The 18,173-nt window shown below is 35.5% G+C and carries 15 protein-coding genes and 2 tRNA genes; 16 read left to right on the top strand and 1 reads right to left on the bottom strand.

What is annotated here, in order from left to right; genetic code table 11:
• Positions 1-106: 106 nt before the first annotated feature.
• The 3 genes from gndA to IAE52_RS08520 all read left to right on the top strand — a co-directional run bounded on the left by gndA (position 107) and on the right by IAE52_RS08520 (position 5,958).
• Entirely contained in the window at positions 107-1,525 is a 1,419-nt protein-coding gene (gene gndA, locus IAE52_RS08530; RefSeq protein WP_003129534.1) for an NADP-dependent phosphogluconate dehydrogenase, read from the top strand.
• 180 nt (positions 1,526-1,705) lie between these two features.
• The gene (locus IAE52_RS08525) at positions 1,706-3,718 is read left to right on the top strand and encodes a potassium transporter Kup (protein ID WP_109990677.1); all 2,013 of its coding nucleotides are present in this window, start codon (positions 1,706-1,708) and stop codon (positions 3,716-3,718) included.
• A gap of 224 nt (positions 3,719-3,942) precedes the next feature.
• Positions 3,943-5,958: a potassium transporter Kup gene (locus IAE52_RS08520; protein WP_003129537.1), complete on the top strand. Its 2,016-nt coding sequence runs from the start codon at positions 3,943-3,945 to the stop codon at positions 5,956-5,958.
• 65 nt (positions 5,959-6,023) lie between these two features.
• Here the strand turns inward: IAE52_RS08520 and IAE52_RS08515 are convergent, their stop codons facing one another.
• Positions 6,024-6,194 (bottom strand): DUF3042 family protein, encoded by a 171-nt coding sequence (locus tag IAE52_RS08515; RefSeq protein ID WP_003129539.1) that lies wholly within the window; start codon positions 6,192-6,194, stop codon positions 6,024-6,026.
• A gap of 195 nt (positions 6,195-6,389) precedes the next feature.
• On the opposite strand from IAE52_RS08515, the gene IAE52_RS08510 reads away from it, so the two are divergent.
• The 13 genes from IAE52_RS08510 to mltG all read left to right on the top strand — a co-directional run bounded on the left by IAE52_RS08510 (position 6,390) and on the right by mltG (position 18,119).
• Positions 6,390-7,055 carry a YitT family protein gene (locus IAE52_RS08510; protein WP_003129540.1) on the top strand — a complete coding sequence of 222 codons (666 nt, stop codon included), beginning with the start codon at positions 6,390-6,392 and terminating at the stop codon, positions 7,053-7,055.
• Positions 7,056-7,194: 139 nt separating this feature from the next.
• Entirely contained in the window at positions 7,195-8,079 is an 885-nt protein-coding gene (gene miaA / locus IAE52_RS08505) for a tRNA (adenosine(37)-N6)-dimethylallyltransferase MiaA (RefSeq protein WP_109990678.1), read from the top strand.
• Between the two features lie 82 nt (positions 8,080-8,161).
• Complete coding sequence (locus IAE52_RS08500) at positions 8,162-8,830, top strand: hypothetical protein (RefSeq protein WP_033899653.1); 669 nt, start codon at positions 8,162-8,164, stop codon at positions 8,828-8,830.
• Positions 8,831-8,999: 169 nt separating this feature from the next.
• Complete coding sequence (locus IAE52_RS08495; protein ID WP_003129543.1) at positions 9,000-9,896, top strand: SPFH domain-containing protein; 897 nt, start codon at positions 9,000-9,002, stop codon at positions 9,894-9,896.
• A 96-nt stretch (positions 9,897-9,992) separates the two neighbouring features.
• Positions 9,993-10,064, top strand: a tRNA-Arg gene (locus tag IAE52_RS08490).
• 204 nt (positions 10,065-10,268) lie between these two features.
• A complete protein-coding gene (locus IAE52_RS08485; RefSeq protein WP_003129544.1) occupies positions 10,269-10,529 on the top strand; it encodes a SemiSWEET family transporter in 261 nt (86 codons plus the stop codon).
• Between the two features lie 156 nt (positions 10,530-10,685).
• Positions 10,686-10,758 (top strand) — tRNA-Lys (locus tag IAE52_RS08480).
• 127 nt (positions 10,759-10,885) lie between these two features.
• Positions 10,886-11,809, top strand: a complete 924-nt coding sequence (gene rnz / locus IAE52_RS08475) for a ribonuclease Z (protein ID WP_003129545.1) — start codon at positions 10,886-10,888, stop codon at positions 11,807-11,809.
• Positions 11,802-12,503 carry an SDR family oxidoreductase gene (locus tag IAE52_RS08470; protein WP_200136775.1) on the top strand — a complete coding sequence of 234 codons (702 nt, stop codon included), beginning with the start codon at positions 11,802-11,804 and terminating at the stop codon, positions 12,501-12,503. The genes rnz and IAE52_RS08470 overlap by 8 nt, the downstream gene beginning before the upstream one ends.
• Positions 12,504-12,668: 165 nt before the next feature.
• Positions 12,669-14,897 carry a single-stranded-DNA-specific exonuclease RecJ gene (recJ, locus tag IAE52_RS08465; RefSeq protein WP_109990680.1) on the top strand — a complete coding sequence of 743 codons (2,229 nt, stop codon included), beginning with the start codon at positions 12,669-12,671 and terminating at the stop codon, positions 14,895-14,897.
• A gap of 122 nt (positions 14,898-15,019) precedes the next feature.
• Positions 15,020-15,532, top strand: a complete 513-nt coding sequence (locus IAE52_RS08460; RefSeq protein WP_012897343.1) for an adenine phosphoribosyltransferase — start codon at positions 15,020-15,022, stop codon at positions 15,530-15,532.
• Between the two features lie 216 nt (positions 15,533-15,748).
• Positions 15,749-16,312: a DNA-directed RNA polymerase subunit delta gene (rpoE, locus tag IAE52_RS08455; protein WP_012897344.1), complete on the top strand. Its 564-nt coding sequence runs from the start codon at positions 15,749-15,751 to the stop codon at positions 16,310-16,312.
• A 136-nt stretch (positions 16,313-16,448) separates the two neighbouring features.
• Positions 16,449-18,119, top strand: coding sequence for an endolytic transglycosylase MltG (gene mltG, locus IAE52_RS08450; protein WP_200136774.1), 1,671 nt, complete (start codon positions 16,449-16,451; stop codon positions 18,117-18,119).
• Positions 18,120-18,173: the final 54 nt, after the last annotated feature.

Below are 18,173 nucleotides of genomic sequence, written 5' to 3'. Positions count from 1 at the left end.
TTTTTTTGTCATGTAAAATATTTACATACTTAACTATGGTAATTGGAAATAAATTGCGTTATACTATATAGTATAGAATATAAAGAAATACTCTGGAGGATTTCAAATGGCACAAGCAAACTTTGGTGTTGTCGGAATGGCTGTAATGGGGAAAAACCTTGCACTCAACGTAGAGTCACGTGGTTATACCGTTGCAATTTACAACCGTACGACTTCAAAAACTGAAGAAGTTTATAAAGAACATCAAGATAAGAATCTTGTTCTCACTAAAACACTTGAAGAATTTGTTGGAAGTCTTGAAAAACCACGTCGTATCATGCTCATGGTTCAAGCAGGAGCAGCGACAGATGCGACAATTAAATCACTTTTACCACTCTTGGATAAAGGCGATATCTTGATTGATGGTGGAAATACTCATTTCCCAGACACAATGCGTCGCAATGCTGAACTTGCAGACTCAGGTATTAACTTCATCGGTACAGGAGTTTCTGGTGGTGAAAAAGGTGCGCTTTTAGGCCCATCAATGATGCCTGGTGGTCAAAAAGAAGCCTACGATTTGGTTGCACCAATTTTTGAACAAATCGCAGCTAAAGCTCCTCAAGATGGTAAACCATGTGTGGCTTACATGGGAGCAAACGGTGCTGGACATTACGTTAAAATGGTTCACAACGGAATTGAGTACGGCGATATGCAATTGATTGCTGAATCTTATGATTTGTTGAAACGTGTTCTTGGTCTTAGCAATGCAGAAATTCAAGCCATTTTTGAAGAATGGAATGAAGGCGAACTTGATAGCTACCTCATTGAAATCACTAAAGAAGTATTGAAACGTAAAGATGATGAAGGCGAAGGCTACATCGTTGATAAAATTCTTGATAAAGCAGGAAACAAAGGAACTGGTAAATGGACTTCAGAGTCTGCCCTTGACCTTGGTGTACCACTTCCATTGATTACAGAATCAGTATTTGCTCGTTACATTTCAACTTATAAAGATGAACGTGTTAAAGCAAGCAAAGTTTTATCTGGACCAGCGGTTAATTTCTCAGGCGATAAAAAAGAAGTCATTGAAAAAATCCGCAAAGCGCTATATTTCTCAAAAATTATGAGTTATGCTCAAGGATTTGCTCAACTTCGTAAAGCTTCTGAAGAATTTGATTGGGACTTGCCTTACGGTACAATTGCACAAATTTGGCGTGCTGGATGTATCATTCGTGCAGAATTCCTCCAAAATATTACTGATGCTTTCGACAAAGATAGCGAACTTGAAAACCTCTTGCTTGATGACTACTTTGTAGACATCACAAAACGTTATCAAGAAGCTGTTCGTGATGTAGTTTCACTTGCTGTTCAAGCAGGAATTCCAATTCCAACATTCACATCAGCAATTAGCTACTACGATAGCTATCGTTCTGAAAATCTTCCAGCTAATTTGATTCAAGCCCAACGTGATTACTTCGGTGCTCACACTTATGAACGTACAGACAAAGCTGGAATCTTCCACTACGACTGGTACACAGAAGATTAAGTTGAAAAATAATTAATTAAAAGCTAGAATTTTCTAGCTTTTTTTCTTATAAATTTTGCAGTATTCTTTAGACCATTTTTTAACAAAAAATCAAGAAATTGTTATATGATTTAGGTAATCAAATGTGAATTATTTACTTTGATAAATTTTATGGAACTAGAGAAAGTTGAGGAAATTAGAATGGGTTATGAATCTAATCGCTCATTTAATAAAGCAACAGGTGCCGGTTTCATCATCGCAATGGGAATTGTTTATGGCGACATCGGAACGAGCCCTCTTTACACAATGGAATCAATTGTCCAAGGCCAAGGGGGGCTTGAGCGAATCTCAGAAACGTCAATTATTGGGGCACTTTCGCTCATTATCTGGACGCTGACATTAATTACAACAGTCAAATATGTGTGGATTGCTTTAAAAGCGGATAATAATCATGAAGGCGGAATTTTTTCATTATTTACTCTTGTTCGCAAGTATGCAAAATGGTTAATTATTCCGGCAATGATTGGTGGTGCTGCTTTGCTTTCTGATGGAGCCTTAACACCTGCCGTAACGGTTACGTCAGCAATAGAAGGCTTGAGGTCAATTCCAGCTTTTCATGAAGCTTTTGGTCAGCAGCAATTACCGATTGTTATTATTACTTTAGCGATTTTAGCGGTCTTATTTTTAATTCAACGATTTGGAACTTCAATCGTTGGTAAAGTGTTTGGACCAGTCATGTTTATTTGGTTTAGTTTTCTTGGAATTACGGGTTTGATTAATCTCTTTGGTGATTTTTCTGTTCTTCAAGCAATTAATCCTTATTGGGCAATTCATTTACTTTTAAGCCCAGAAAATAAAGCTGGAATTTTTGTTTTAGGTTCAGTCTTTCTGGCAACGACGGGCGCAGAAGCTCTTTATTCCGATTTAGGACACGTTGGTCGGGGAAATATTCATGTCAGTTGGCCTTTTGTTAAAGTTTGTATCATCCTATCCTATTGTGGGCAAGGGGCTTGGCTTTTACAAAATCGCGGAAAATCATTAGGAGATATCAATCCATTTTTTGCTGTCCTTCCTCAAAATTTAATCATTTTTTCAGTAATTTTAGCAACCTTGGCGGCAATTATTGCCTCACAGGCATTGATTTCTGGTTCATTTACTCTTGTGTCAGAAGCTATTCGTCTTAAACTCCTTCCTCGATTAAGAATTTTTTATCCAGGAGAAACTTTCGGACAATTATATATTCCAGCCGTAAATTTGGGACTCTGGTTGGCAGCGAGTTTTATTGTTGTCTATTTCCAAAGTTCTGCTCACATGGAAGCGGCTTATGGTTTAGCAATCACAGTAACCATGCTTATGACAACAACATTGTTAACTGTCTATTTAAGTCACTATCAAAAAGTTAAAAAAGTATTGGTTGGCCTATTTTTCACCGTTTTTATCTTTATTGAAGGATTGTTTTTTGCAGCTTCCGCTGTAAAATTTATGCATGGCGGTTATGTCGTTGTGATTATTGCTGCCATGATTCTATTTGTTATGGCAATCTGGCATAAATCTGATCAGCTTTTTTATAAATATCTTAATTCTTCAAATCTTAATGATTATAAAGAACAAATGGATAAACTCCGCAAAGATGAAACTTACGACCTTTATCATACGAATGTCGTTTATTTAACGGCTAAAATGGATAAAGAATGGATTGACCGTTCAATCTTGTATTCTATTTTGGATAAGCGTCCTAAAAAAGCTAAAGTTTACTGGTTTGTGAAGGTTAATGTTACAGATGAGCCTTATACTTCTGAATACGAAGTGGATATGCTAGGAACTAATTTTATTGTCTGTGTTAATCTATATCTCGGTTTTCATATGCGTCAAGAAATTCCTCGGTATTTACGGACGATTGTGACCAACTTGATGGAGTCAGGACGATTACCACAACAAAATCAAACTTATAGTATTACACCAGGACGAAAAGTTGGAGATTTCCGTTTTATTATTTTAGAAGAAAAACTAATTAATGCAAGACAAATGCCTGGCTTTGAACGATTTGTTCTTCAAACAAAAGAGCAAATAAAAAAAATTACAGCTTCGCCAGCACGTTGGTTTGGTCTTCACTTTTCAGAAGTGACGGTTGAAACTGTTCCTTTGGTTCTCTCGGATGTTAAAAATTTGGAAATTCACGAACGAATTTCAGAAGAAAATCAAGGAGAATCATAATAAAATAAAAGCAATCAAAAGATAGCTTACTGTTGCTATCATCGCTTTTGTGATGATTAATGTATTATATATAAAACTGTGAGAAATAAATAAATGTAATTTCCCACAGTTTTTTTTGAATAAACAGGGGATAATCTGCTATAATAAAGCTATTAAAAAACGAGCTACGCTTCGTTTTATTTTATTTGACTATTTTCGTTGAAGAAAGTTGAGGAGTTACAAAAGTGGGTCAAGTACACTTACATAATCGGTCGTTTAATAAAGCGACATCTGCAGGGTTCCTGATTGCATTAGGGATTGTTTACGGTGATATCGGAACAAGTCCACTTTATGCCATGCAGGCCATTGTTCGAGGACAGGGAGGATTAGCAAATCTTTCTGAAAGCTTTATTTTGGGGGCTGTTTCTCTTGTAATTTGGACTTTAACATTGATTACAACTGTTAAATATGTTCTGATTGCTTTGAAAGCAGATAACCATCATGAGGGGGGAATCTTTTCACTCTTTACCCTTGTGAGACGGATGAGAAAATGGCTGATTATTCCAGCAATGATTGGTGGGGCGACATTATTAGCGGATGGAGCATTGACTCCTGCGGTGACGGTCACGTCAGCCATCGAGGGTTTAAGAGGAGTAACACATGTTTACTCAAATCAGACGGCAGTCATGGTAACAACTTTGATAATCCTTGCCTTTCTCTTTTTGATTCAGAGGTTTGGAGCAAGTTTGGTTGGTCGTTTATTTGGACCAATTATGTTTATCTGGTTTGGCTTTTTGGGTGTAAGTGGATTGATTAATTCTTTTCTTGACTTATCAATTTTAAAAGCAATTAATCCATATTATGCGATTCACTTATTGTTTAGTCCAGAAAATAAAGCTGGTTTCTTTATCTTGGGTTCTATTTTCTTGGTAACGACAGGGGCAGAGGCACTTTATTCTGACTTAGGACACGTTGGGCGTGGAAATATTTATGTCAGCTGGCCATTTGTTAAGATTTGTATTATCTTATCTTACTGTGGACAAGGAGCTTGGCTTTTAGCTCACCGTGGTGAACACATTGAAAAACTTAATCCTTTCTTTGCTGTTTTACCTGATAATATGGTTATTTATGTCGTTATCTTATCAACATTGGCGGCGATTATCGCCTCTCAAGCACTGATTTCGGGTTCATTTACTTTGGTTTCTGAAGCGATTCGTTTGAAACTTTTGCCATTGTTCAAAATTTATTATCCAGGGCAAACTTTGGGACAACTTTATATCCCAGCAGTTAATTTTGCTCTTTGGGTAACGACTTCATTCTTTGTTTTGTATTTTAAAACTTCAGAACATATGGAAGCCGCTTATAGCTTGGCCATTACCATCACTATGTTGATGACAACAACACTTTTGACTTATTTCTTAATTCAAAAAGGAACGCCAAAAATTGCAATTGCAATTATTTCTATCGGTCTCTTTTGTATTGAAGGCTCATTCTTTGCGGCTTCTCTTGTCCAATTTATCAACGGAGCATATATTGTGGTTCTGATTGCCTTGGCAATTATCTTCGTGATGTTCATCTGGAATAAGTCACACAAGATTGTCATGAAATATATCAAATCATTGAATATTAATGAGTATAAAAATCAACTTAATGCTTTGCGTCATGATGAATCTTATGATTTATATCAAACAAATGTGGTTTATTTAACAAGCAAAATGGACCATGAATGGATTGACCGTTCAATCTTATATTCAATCTTGGATAAACGACCAAAACGTGCAGAATGTTATTGGTTTGTAAATGTAAAAGTTACTGACGAGCCTTATACTTCTGAGTATAAAGTAGACATGATGGATACTGACTTTATTGTTCGTGTGAATCTCTATCTTGGATTCCGTATGCGTCAAGAAGTTCCGCGTTATTTAAGAACAATTGTGACGGATTTGATGGAATCAGGACGTTTGCCACGTCAGCATCAACATTACAGTATCACTCCAGGACGTAAAGTTGGAGATTTCCGCTTTGTCGTTGTTGAAGAAAAGCTAATGAATGCACGTCAAATGCCAGGTTTCGAGCGTTTTGTTCTTCAAACTAAAGCACAAATCAAGAGAATTACGGCTTCCCCAATTCGTTGGTTTGGTCTTCAATTCTCGGAAGTAACTGTTGAAACAGTTCCCTTGGTTCTTTCAGATGTACGTAATTTGGAAATTCATGAACGATTGGAACAGGTGGATGAAGCAGAAGCTTCAGCAACTCATTAAATAATATAAAAAAACTTACTGACAAAATTTCTGTCAGTAAGTTTTTATTTCTGCAAGTAAAATTTTTAACGAGCAAGTCGTTTTCTAGCGGCTTCTTTTCGTTTTTGAGCGATAAATTCGGTCTTGTCAGCAGAAGGAAGATAACCTTTTTTCTTGGCAATTAACAGGGCTGTACCTGCAACAAGAATTTCGACAGATTTTCCAATGAGATAGCCTTGGATAAATTTATTTTTCATTTAGTGGACTCCTTTATATTTTATTTAAAAATTGCTCTATCTTCATTGTAAATCAAAAAATGTGAAAACGCTAACGAAGCACATTTTAAAAAGAAAGACTCTTTAATAATTAACTGGTTAAGGTTAAGATTAGGTGCATGTGATATATTAGTAGCAGTTGTAATAAATAAATGATAAAGAAAGAAGGTAAGAAATATGACAATTATAGGTGTAAAAATTGACAAAAAGTTTATGAGGGACTTACTCATACTTATTTTAGGTGTCGGACTTTATGTACTCTCAGTTCAGTTATTCGTCATCCCTAATCGTCTAGCAAGTAATGGTGTCGCTGGTTTTTCTGTACTTATGGATTTTGTTTTTGGCATCAACCCAGCCTTGACTTTCTTTTTGGTAAATGTACCACTTTTCATTTTCGGAGGACGTTCGCTTCCGCGGAGAATTTTACTACTGAGCATTCCTGGAGCGCTTGCCATGAGTGGTTGGTTAATGATTTATGAAGCATTAGGAGTTACTGGTTTCCAATTCTCACATGTTATTTTTGCTGGAATTTTCGATGGACTTCTTTCAGGATTCGGGGCAGGATTAGTTATTATTTCTGAAGGAACATTTGGAGGATCAATCTTATTGAGCCGAATTTTGGAGGAGCAATGGAACTTTAAAATTGACAAGGTTTTGTTTATGGTCGATGTGGTCGTTTTAAGTGTTTCCTTATTAACATTCTTGTCACTTCCTAACTTTGCGGTCACACTACTTTCATGCTATATCTTTAGTAAAATGACTCTGATTGTGGGACGTGAAGATTATCGGAAATCTTTAATGAATCGTGGAAAAAGAATTTATCAAAAAGTTTTTGCTGCATAAAAACTTTAAGAATAATAGAATAAAAATTACTGACAGAAATTGAGCTGTCAGTAATTTTTTTCTTGTCAGTGCTTGAATTTACAGGCTATTTCTGAAATAATAGAGAATGAAAATGGTGAGAGTGAGTCATAAAAAATAAATGAAAAATAATAAAGTTTTAGTGGTTGTCGGGCCTACAGCTGTGGGGAAAACAGCACTTGGCATTGATTTAGCAATCAAATTTAATGGTGAAATTATTTCTGGTGATTCTCAGCAAGTTTATCAAGGATTAGACATTGGAACCGCTAAGGTGACTATGGCTGAACAAGCTCAAGTTCCTCATCATTTGATTGATGTACGTAAATGTACAGAAAATTTTTCGGTTCATGATTTTGTCATTGAAGCTAATCAATTAATTAAAGAAATTCTTGACCAAGGAAAAGTGCCAATTATCGTTGGAGGAACTGGCTTATATATTCAATCTCTTATCGAAGGCTATCATCTTGGCGGACAGGAAAATCATGAGGAGATGATGAAACTTCGTGAAGAATTATCTCTTTTATCTGATGAAAAGTTGTTTGCAAAAGTGATTAAAATAAATCCAGAAATTCCTGAGTTAAATCGTAGACGGGCGATTCGTTTTTTGGAGCTGCAAACTTTCGGCTCTCAAGATGAAAATTTGGGTTCTGATTATGATTTTTTGCTTATTGGATTAAATGCTGACAGAAAAGTGCTTTATGATCGAATTAATCAACGGGTTGATCAAATGATGCGTGAGGGCTTATTAGATGAAGCTAGAACTTTGTATGAGCAAGCACCAGAAGTTCAAGCGGCAAAAGGGATTGGTTATAAAGAATTTTTCCCTTATTTTTCAGGGGACATTAGTTTGGAAGAAGCTGTTGAGTTGGTCAAAAGAAATTCAAGACGCTATGCCAAGCGACAATTGACTTGGTTTAAAAATCGAATGTCTGTCGAATTTGAAGATGTTTTTTCAAAAAATTATCCTGACCCAGTTTTTGATAGAGTCAGTCAGTTTTTGAACTGACGCATTTTCTTAAAAATGTTATAATGAAAAAGATTGAAAAAAGGACTTTACAAGTAAATTTTATTAAAAATGGAGAGAAAAAATGACTGATAAAAAATGGATTGATTTGGGAATGAAATATGGTGGCTTCATGGCTCAAGACCATATCTTTTTAGAAAATAGATTAGCTACCTTAACCGATGTAAAAGATAAAAGACTTTTGGTGACTCCACCAGCATCAGTTTTAAATGCTTATTTTGCTGAACTTTATCAAAAACGCTCACCGAAAGATGCAACAGATTATTTCTTTGAACTTTCTAAAGCTTTTGATATTTTTGAAGAAAATCCAGATTTTCAACTTGAAGGAAAAAATGGTTATGAAAATTTCAGATTTATTCGACTCAATCTTTCTGGAAAATCATTTGGTTTTTCATATAAAAATGACGCAGAAGAAGCAATTATTTTCAGTGAATTTCCGGTAAAAGTGACAGCCGAATTGATGTTTGAAATTGCACAGATTTTCCCGCATTATCTATTAGTGGAAGAAGACGGAAAATTGACAATGAAACCTGCTCAATTTCAAAGTGAATTTGAGAAAGTGAAAGACCTAACAGCATTAACAGAACAAGCAGAAAATGGGGAATATATTCGCTTAGCCGGCTATAATATTGAGGATTTATTAGAACAAGCCGAAGAAATTGGCTTCTTAAGTCCTTTATGCTTTGGGCGTGACGGACGTAAACACTTTATCTATATTACAAAAGGTTTTTAATCGTTAGTTAATAAACTATCAAAAAAATTGCATTTCTCTTTGATAAGTGATAGACTATGTGAAAACGGTTACTGGCGATGCTGTCAGTAATTAATAAGACTGAATTTTTCATAATTACTGACAGAAAAGTTTGTCAGTAACTTTTGGTCAAATATAAGGAGGAACTTTTATGATTTTTATTCCACTCGTTGTTTTAGCAATTATCCTGCTCATTTTAATCTTTAGTTTGAGTACAATTGTATTTGTTGTTAAACAACAAACTGTTGCAATTGTTGAACGTTTTGGGAAGTATCAATTTACTGCAAACCCTGGTTTTCATTTGAAACTTCCTTGGGGAATTGATCGGATTGCTGCTCGAGTTCAATTGCGCTTATTACAAACAGAGATGACAGTTGAAACTAAAACTGCGGATAATGTTTTTGTTACGATGAATATTGCAACGCAATATCGAGTAAACGAACAATCCATCAAAGATGCATACTATAAGTTAATGAATCCAGGTGAACAAATTAAGGCTTATATTGAAGATGCCCTTCGTTCAGCAGTACCAAAATTGACTTTGGATGATGTTTTTGAGAAAAAAGATGAAATCGCTCTTGAAGTTCAAAAAACAGTTGCTGAAGAAATGCAAACTTACGGTTATATTATCGTAAAAACATTGATTACTAAAGTAGAACCTGATGCTGAAGTTAAGCAATCTATGAATGAAATCAATGCGGCACAACGTAAACAAGATGCCAGCCAAATGTTGGCAAATGCTAATAAAATTCAAGTTGTAACTGCCGCTGAAGCAGAAGCTGAAAAAGACCGTCTGCATGGGGTAGGGATTGCTGAACAACGTAAGGCTATTGTTGACGGTTTGGCTCAACAAATTACCGAAATCAAAAAGCTTGGTGTGGCGCTTGATGAAGAACAAATTATGGCGATTTTGTTAACTAACCAATATTTAGATACCTTGAATCAATTTGCTGCAGGTGGAAATTCAACCATTTTCCTTCCAAGCGGAGCTGAAGGAGCAGAAAGTTTAAGGACTCAGATTTTATCAGCCATTAAAGCAGGTAAATAAAGTAAAAATAAAAAGCTATCGATGGATAGCTTTTTATTATAGCAAGCTCCTTCTTGCAATTTTTTTTGAAATTAGGTAGAATAAAGTGATTGTAGCGCGTCCGTAGTGTAATGGATATCACGTAAGATTCCGGTTCTTGAGATGGGGGTTCGATTCCCTCCGGACGCATTTAATTAAGTAAATAAACCGCTCGGTTGAGCGGCTTTTATTGTTTTTGTGCTAAACATGTGCCAATGACTGCGTTTTATAGAATCCTAAATATGTTATAATAAGATATTGACTCGAAGGTAAAATGACTAGGTTTTAAATTTAAAAAATAGTTAGAATGAAACCGAGAGTTTTTTGATATTATCATTTTACAGGAGGGCTTTTATGAATCAAGAGAAATTTATTAAGTATTTAAGTTGGGTAGCGACTGGGATGTCGGTAATGATGTATGTGTCATATCTTCCGCAAATTGCTAACAATCTTAGTGGAATGAAAGGAAATCCTATTCAACCCCTTGTTGCTGCAATTAATTGTACACTTTGGGTCACTTATGGAATTGGCAAAAAGCCTAGAGATTTAGCCTTGGCAACGGCAAACTTTCCAGGTATAATTTTTGGATTGGTCACATTTTTTACTGCCCTTTGATGATGAAAAAAAATGATTAATTGGACATGTGTGTGGCCATTATCAGAGATAAATAAATAATAAATTTAAAAAAATAAAAAAATTACAGCTGAGACTAGAAATTTCAGAAAGTCTGTGTTATAATATATTTCGTCGTGAAAATGACGCTTTAAGCATGACTCGTTAGCTCAGTTGGTAGAGCATTTGACTTTTAATCAAAGGGTCGCTGGTTCGAGCCCAGCACGGGTCACTAATTTATTGAAGAAAAGATTGTGGGGAAGTTTCACAATCTTTTCTTGTTTTGGAAAATAATTCTCATTTTTGAGAAAATAAAGTTTTAATTTGCCTTAAGGTGAGTTGAAACTGATGGAGGTTCAATGGAAATCCAATTTTTAGGGACTGGGGCTGGTCAGCCTTCTAAATCAAGAAACACTCAGGCAATTGCCTTGAAAATGCTTGATGAGCGTAATGAAATTTGGCTTTTTGACTGTGGTGAAGCAACGCAACATCAAATTTTAAATACGACAATTAAGCCACGAAAAATTACTAAGATTTTTATTACACATTTACATGGGGATCATATTTTTGGCCTGCCTGGTTTTTTGTCTAGTAGAAGTTTTCAAAGTTCAGATGAACAAACTGATTTGGAGCTTTATGGCCCTGTGGGAATTAAAGATTTTGTTTTGACCGCTCTTAGAATCTCGGGTTCACGCTTAGCTTATCGTATCAATTTTCATGAAATTGATTCGGCTGGAAAAATCTTTGAAGATGATAGTTTTGAAGTCCATACAGATTTGCTTGACCATACTATTTTCTGCTTGGGTTATCGCGTCGTAGAAAAAAATCGAATAGGTGAACTCGATGCCAATGCTTTAAAAGAAGCTGGGCTTCCTTTCGGACCCCTTTTTGGTAAAATAAAAAAAGGTGAGATTGTTCAGTACGAAGGAAAAACTTTCGATCCTAAAGATTATATCGGAGCGGATAAAGCTGGTAAAATAGTCACGATTTTAGGCGATACAAGAAAATCGAATGTTGCAGTACGCTTAGCTTATGGAGCAGACTTATTGGTTCATGAGGCAACTTATGAAGCAAATGAAAGTAAAATGGCAAAAGCACATGGTCATTCAACGACTAAACAAGCAGCAGACGTCGCCAAAGAAGCCGGAGTTAATCGATTGTTATTGACTCATATTAGTGCACGCTATGTTGGACCTTTGGTTGGACAATTGGTGCGTGAGGCACAAACTGTTCATTCCAACACTTTTGTGGTTAAGGATTTTTACGAGGAAAAAATTGGTTAGAAATATTGTAATTACAGGTGCAACTGGTGATATTGCTAAAGAAATTGTCAAATCTTTATCTAAAGATAGTAATCATTTAATTTTGGTTTCACGCAGTCGTAATTCTCTAGTTGAACTCTACGGTCAACTTGAAAATACCACTTTACTGACCAATGATGAACTTTTGACAAATGAGCAATCTTTTAATGTGGATATTTTGATTAATAATGCTGGTTTTGGTATTTTTAAAGAGTTCACTGAACTTACTGATGGGGAAATTGCAGAGCAGTTTGTCATTAATACTTTAATGCCTATCCAGTTGACCAGACAGTTAGAACCGAAAGTCCAATTGATTAATATTGCTTCAATTGCTGGGAAGTTGCCAACAGGAAAATCAACCATCTATGCTGCTTCTAAAGCGGCTTTGATTACATTTTCAGATGCTTTGCGCATGGAAAATCCACAATTAATCGTGACTACTGTGAATACAGGACCAGTTAGAACAAAATTTCATAAGGATAATGGGGATTATCTGGAAAAAGTGGGGGAAAATGCAATTTCAGCATCCAAAGTTGCTGACAAAGTTGTGAATAACTTAGGAAAAAGGAAAAGAGAAATCAATTTACCTTGGACTTTATCCACAGTTGCCAAATTGCGAGCTATTTTTCCTTCACTTTTTGATTTTATATCTGCCAAATTTTTTAATTTTAAATAGAATTTTATTACTGACAGAAGCTTAATACAATTTCTGTCAGTAAATTATAGAAATGTTTAGGACTTTTTTAAATATAATAAAAATTATCCTAAACTTAGCCATTTTTTTCGAGTAATTTATGCTAAAATAATTGAATTGAGCATAAAAAAGATAAAGAGAATTAAAATGATAAAAGCAAAATATGATTGGAAAGTGGCAGATACAGCCGTTTCCGAAGATTTTCTGAAAGTAGCGAAAAAACATAAATTAGATGAATTGACAAGTCGCGTGCTTTATCAAAGAGGAATTCATGCAGAAGCTGAAATTGAGCAATTTTTAAAGCCAAGTTTAGAAAATTTACATGACCCTTTTCTGCTTCATGATATGGAAAAAGCAACAGGGCGTATTTTATCAGCAATTGAGCAAGGTGAAAATATCTTGATTTATGGGGACTATGATGCTGACGGAATGACCGCGGCTTCTGTCATGAAATCTGCTCTGGATGAATTGGGAGCTGAGGTTCAAGTATATTTACCTAATCGTTTTACTGACGGTTACGGGCCAAATCTTGACGTTTATCAGTACTATATTAAGAATGAAAATATCAATCTTATTATTACTGTAGATAATGGGGTTGCTGGCTTGGAGGCAATTACCTGGGCACAGGAAAATGGAGTGGATGTAATTGTTACCGATCATCACTCAATTCCTGACCAACTTCCCCCTGCTTATGCCATTGTCCACCCCGAACATCCTGACAGTCAATATCCTTTCAAATATTTGGCAGGAGTTGGTGTCGCCTTCAAAGTTGCCTGTGCTCTTTTAGAATATGCACCCAGTGAAATGCTTGATTTAGTTGCAATTGGTACAATTGCTGACATGGTCAGTTTGACTGATGAAAACCGAATTTTAGTGGCTCATGGTCTAAAAGTTTTGGCCCAAACAGAGCGTGCCGGCCTACAAGAATTAATGAAGTATGCCGGGGTTGATTTTGATAAAATCACTGAGGAAACAGTTGGTTTTCAAATTGCTCCCCGTTTAAACGCTTTGGGACGTCTCGATGACCCAAACCCAGCCATTGAATTGCTGACAGGTTGGGATGAAGATGAAGCGCATGAAATTGCCAAAATGATTGACCAAAAAAATTCAGAGCGAAAAGAAATTGTGGAAAAAATTCACAATGAAGCTCTGAGTATGCTGACAGATGAACCTGTTCAGATTTTATATCATAAGGACTGGCATAAAGGTGTCTTAGGAATTGTTGCGGGTCGCTTGCTAGAAGCCATACATAAGCCAGTAATCATGCTGGCCCAAGAAGATGGGATTTTGCGTGGGTCTGCTCGGTCAATCGAAAATTTTGATATTTTCAAGGCATTAAATGCCCATCGTGAACTTTTTATTGCTTTTGGTGGTCATAAACAAGCCGCAGGGATGACTTTAAGTCTGGAAAACGTAGAAGCAGTTAAAAAGGCGATGATTGATTATATCGTGGACAATCATTTAGATATGTCTAAAAAAAGTGCCTTAGAAGTTGCTGACCGTTGCCACTTAGACGATATTTCGCTCTCAACAATCACTAATTTAGCAAAATTGGCTCCCTTTGGCATGGATAATCCTAAGCCTCGATTTTTAATCGAAGATTATAAGGTGATTCAAAGCCGAAGTATGGGGAAAGACAATGCTCATCTTAAATTAAAAATTCAGGAAGAAAAGCAACAAATTGATGCCGTTTATTTCCAACATGGTTCAGAAGAATTGGAATTCGAACAGGCACAAACAAAATTAGTCGCAACACTTTCAAGTAATAGTTGGAATGGAAATACGAGTCTTCAATTAATGATTGAAGATGCTGATTCAGTTGGTGTCGAACTTCTTGATATAAGAAGTAAACAAATTCCTATCCCAAAAGAGGCCAATATTTTTTCTCAAAATCAGCTAAAACATGGTATAATGGAAGATGTGCTTGTCATCGAAGAGACACCTGGAGATTTAGCAGGTTTGTCAGTATTAAAAGAAGCTGTCAGTAAAGCAGCGTCGGATGATTTTAAAATGATTTATTTTAAAAATAAAATCACTGATAGCTATTATTTAACAGGAAGTGGAACACGAGAAGAATTTGCAAGACTTTATAAAGCAATTTATCAATTTCCAGAATTTGATATTCGCTATAAATTAAAATCACTTGCGGATTATTTGAAAATCCCTCATCTCTTGCTTGTCAAGATGATAAAAATCTTTGAGGAACTTGAATTTGTCAGCATTGACAATGGCTTAATGACCGTTAATAAGACGGCCGATAAACGCGAAATTTCTGAGAGTACAATTTATCAAGAACTAGAAAAAATTGTAAAAATGCAAGAACTTTTTGCTTTAGCACCCGTCAAAGAAATTTATCAAAATTTATTAGAAAAATAATTTCGTTTTTATAAAAAGTTACTGACGAAATCAGCTATACTCATAATAATAAAGCTGTCAGTAAAAATAACGAACTTATGTTAGAAAAAAGGAGCACTGACAATTCTGTCAGTAACAAAAACATGGAATTAAAAGACTATATTGCAACAATTGAAAACTATCCTAAAGAAGGCGTAGTTTTTCGCGACATCAGCCCTTTGATGGCAGACGGAAATGCCTATAACTATGCTGCTACCGAAATTGTTCAGTATGCAAGAGATAAAGAAATAGATATGGTTGTAGGTCCAGAAGCACGTGGTTTCATCATTGGATGTCCAGTTGCTTTTGCACTTGGTGTAGGATTTGCCCCAGTTCGTAAGCCTGGTAAATTACCTCGTGAAGTCATTGAAGCAACTTACGAAAAAGAATACGGAACAGACACACTCACAATGCATTCAGATAGCATCAAACCAGGACAACGTGTCTTGATTGTTGATGATTTGCTTGCAACTGGTGGAACAATTGCCGCTACAATTGAACTTGTTGAAAAAATGGGTGGAATTGTTGTCGGATGTGCGTTCCTTATCGAACTTGATGAACTTAAAGGTCGCGAAAAAATCGGAGATTACGATTATAAAGTTCTAATGCACTATTAATTTCTTTACTGTCGGTAGCCAATAAATGTTATTAGTATTCTTTTGATAAAAACAAGAGAGTATAGTTAAGCTAAAAGCAAGTAAACAGAGGTTTTTTGGCGTAAAATATTGACAGCAAGCTAATTTTGATATACACTATAAAAAGAAAATCCACATAGCGTTCGTTTTTTAGGAAATGAGCCTATATTTTATATTAGGAAAAGAGAGAGTAAAAACTTGAAAATTACAGCCTTAGAAGGACAAAAAATCTCAGAACTTTCAATGATTGAAGTTGCTCATGCTTTATTGGAGCAAAATGGCAAAGAAATGCAATTCTCTGAAATCATCAGAGCGATTCAAGATTATTTGGAAAAATCAGATGATGAAATTAAAGCTAGTATTTCTCGTTTTTATACAGAAATCAATACAGACGGAAGTTTCATTCCATTAGGAAATAATATCTGGGCACTTCGTTCATGGTACGCCATTGATGAGATTGACGAAGAAGTTATCGCTCTTGATGAAATTGAAGACGAAGAAGAAGAAAAACCAGCTAAAAAACGTAAAAAAGTCAATGCTTTTGGTATCGAAGACGAAATCGATCCAGAAGATGAAGAAGGCGCAAAAGAAACAACTGAAGAAGACATGTCATACGATACTCAAGCAGAAGACGAAGATAAAGATGACGTCGCTGCTTATGACGCAGAACTTGCGGAAGTTGAACTTGATAATGTAGATGAAGAAGTTGACATCGATGTAGAAGACGATGAAGATGATTCAGACGATACTGATGAAGACTAAAACACATAAAAAGTGAGGCATCAGCCTCACTTTTATGAATATTCTCTTTTTATTTGTAAAAAATTAAAAGAACGGTTACAATTAGGAAAAGTAAAATTTTATTATTGAGCGAAAGCTAATCATAAGGAGAAAAAATTTGGTGGACAAAGAAACAACTGAATTTTCTCGAGGAAGTTTTAAAGAAAAAATACTTCGCCAACTTGAAGAAAATGCAGCGAAACAAGCAGAAACTAAGTTCCCAGACCCTGAAGATTTCGAACGTCCCAGCAGGAGCGACTCAGAAGAATCTGAGCGAAAAATCGAACCAAGGAAAGTTGATCTTGAACCTTTCAAACTTCCCGTCTTTGATTTTCCAGCAGCGGATGAAAACGAAGAAGAACCTTTTGTAGAAAATGAAAACCTTCCAGAAGAAGGCGATTCATTGCGTCAAAATTTAGATGGAGTGGTTTCTGAGGAAATTCAAAGCCAAGATATTCCTCCTCAATTTTCAAGAAGTGAACCAAAAGTTCAAGATGAAAAAATTGAACAAGAACAATTTTTGGAAAAAAAAGAATCAGAAAAAATGGTTAAACATCAACCTTCAAGAAGAACCAATAGTCCTTCTAAAAAAACTTCTTTGAGCAAGAAAAACAAGAATAAGAACAAAAATAAGAATAAGAACAAAAATAAGAAAAAGAAAAAAGTAACAGCAGGAAAAATCATTGCTGTGATTGTTGTTCTTTTAGTTTTAGTTGTTGGAGGAACTGGTTGGTATGGCTATAACTTTGTAAAATCTGGCATTCAACCTCTGGATTCTAAGAATGCAACAGCTAAGTCAATCAATATTCCTGCTGGTTCAAGTAGTAAGCAAATTGGTGAAATTTTGCAAAGACAATCCATTATTAAAAATGGAATGGTTTTTCAGTATTATACAAAATTTAAAAATTATTCAGAGTTTAAAAGCGGCTATTATAATCTTGCACCAAACATGAGCTTATCTACGATTGCTAGCAAACTTGAAGAAGGCGGAACAGAAAAACCTGTTGCTCCAACTTTAGGTAAAATTTTAGTTCCTGAAGGCTATACGCTAACACAAATTGCTAAAGCTGTGACAGTTAATAGTGGAAGCAATGAAAAGAATGCAAAAACGCCATTTTCTGAAGCAGACTTCATGAAAACCGTTCAAGACCCAACCTTTATCGCTAAAATGGTTAAGGCTTATCCTAAACTGTTCGCAAGCTTGCCAACAAAAGATTCAGGAATCAAATATCAGTTAGAAGGTTACTTGTTCCCAGCGACTTATGATTACACAAAATCATCGACAGTTGAATCAGTCATTGAAAATATGATTCAAGCAGCCAATACTCAACTCACTCCTTACTATGATACAATCGCTCAAAAGAATTTGACTGTCAATGAAGTTTTGAGTTTAGCAGCTTTGGTTGAAAAAGAAGCCAACAATGATGATGACCGACGCAACGTTGCTGGAACCTTCTATAATCGTATGAATGCTGGAATGACTTTGGGTTCTAATCTGTCAATTCTTTATGCCGAAGGTAAACTTGGTGAAAAAACAAGTCTTTCAGAGGATGCTAATATTGACACCAACCTAGATTCGCCATATAATTTGTACACAAATACTGGATTTGGCCCTGGCCCTGTTGATAGTCCAAGTTTGTCATCTATTAAAGCAGTACTTGATCCTGCTCAAAATGACTACTTCTACTTTGTTGCTGATGTGACAACAGGAAAAGTTTATTTTGCGAAAACATTAGCTGAACAAAATGCAAATGTTCAAAAATATGTGAATGATAAGATAAGTAGCTAAGCTATCATTAATTTAGATTTGATTAAAAGAGAAAAAAGTTTATAAAAAAGGAAA

It is taken from the genome of Lactococcus sp. S47 (assembly GCF_016517475.1).
Lineage (GTDB): Bacteria > Bacillota > Bacilli > Lactobacillales > Streptococcaceae > Lactococcus > Lactococcus lactis.
This window is presented reverse-complemented; position numbering and strand designations above follow the sequence as displayed.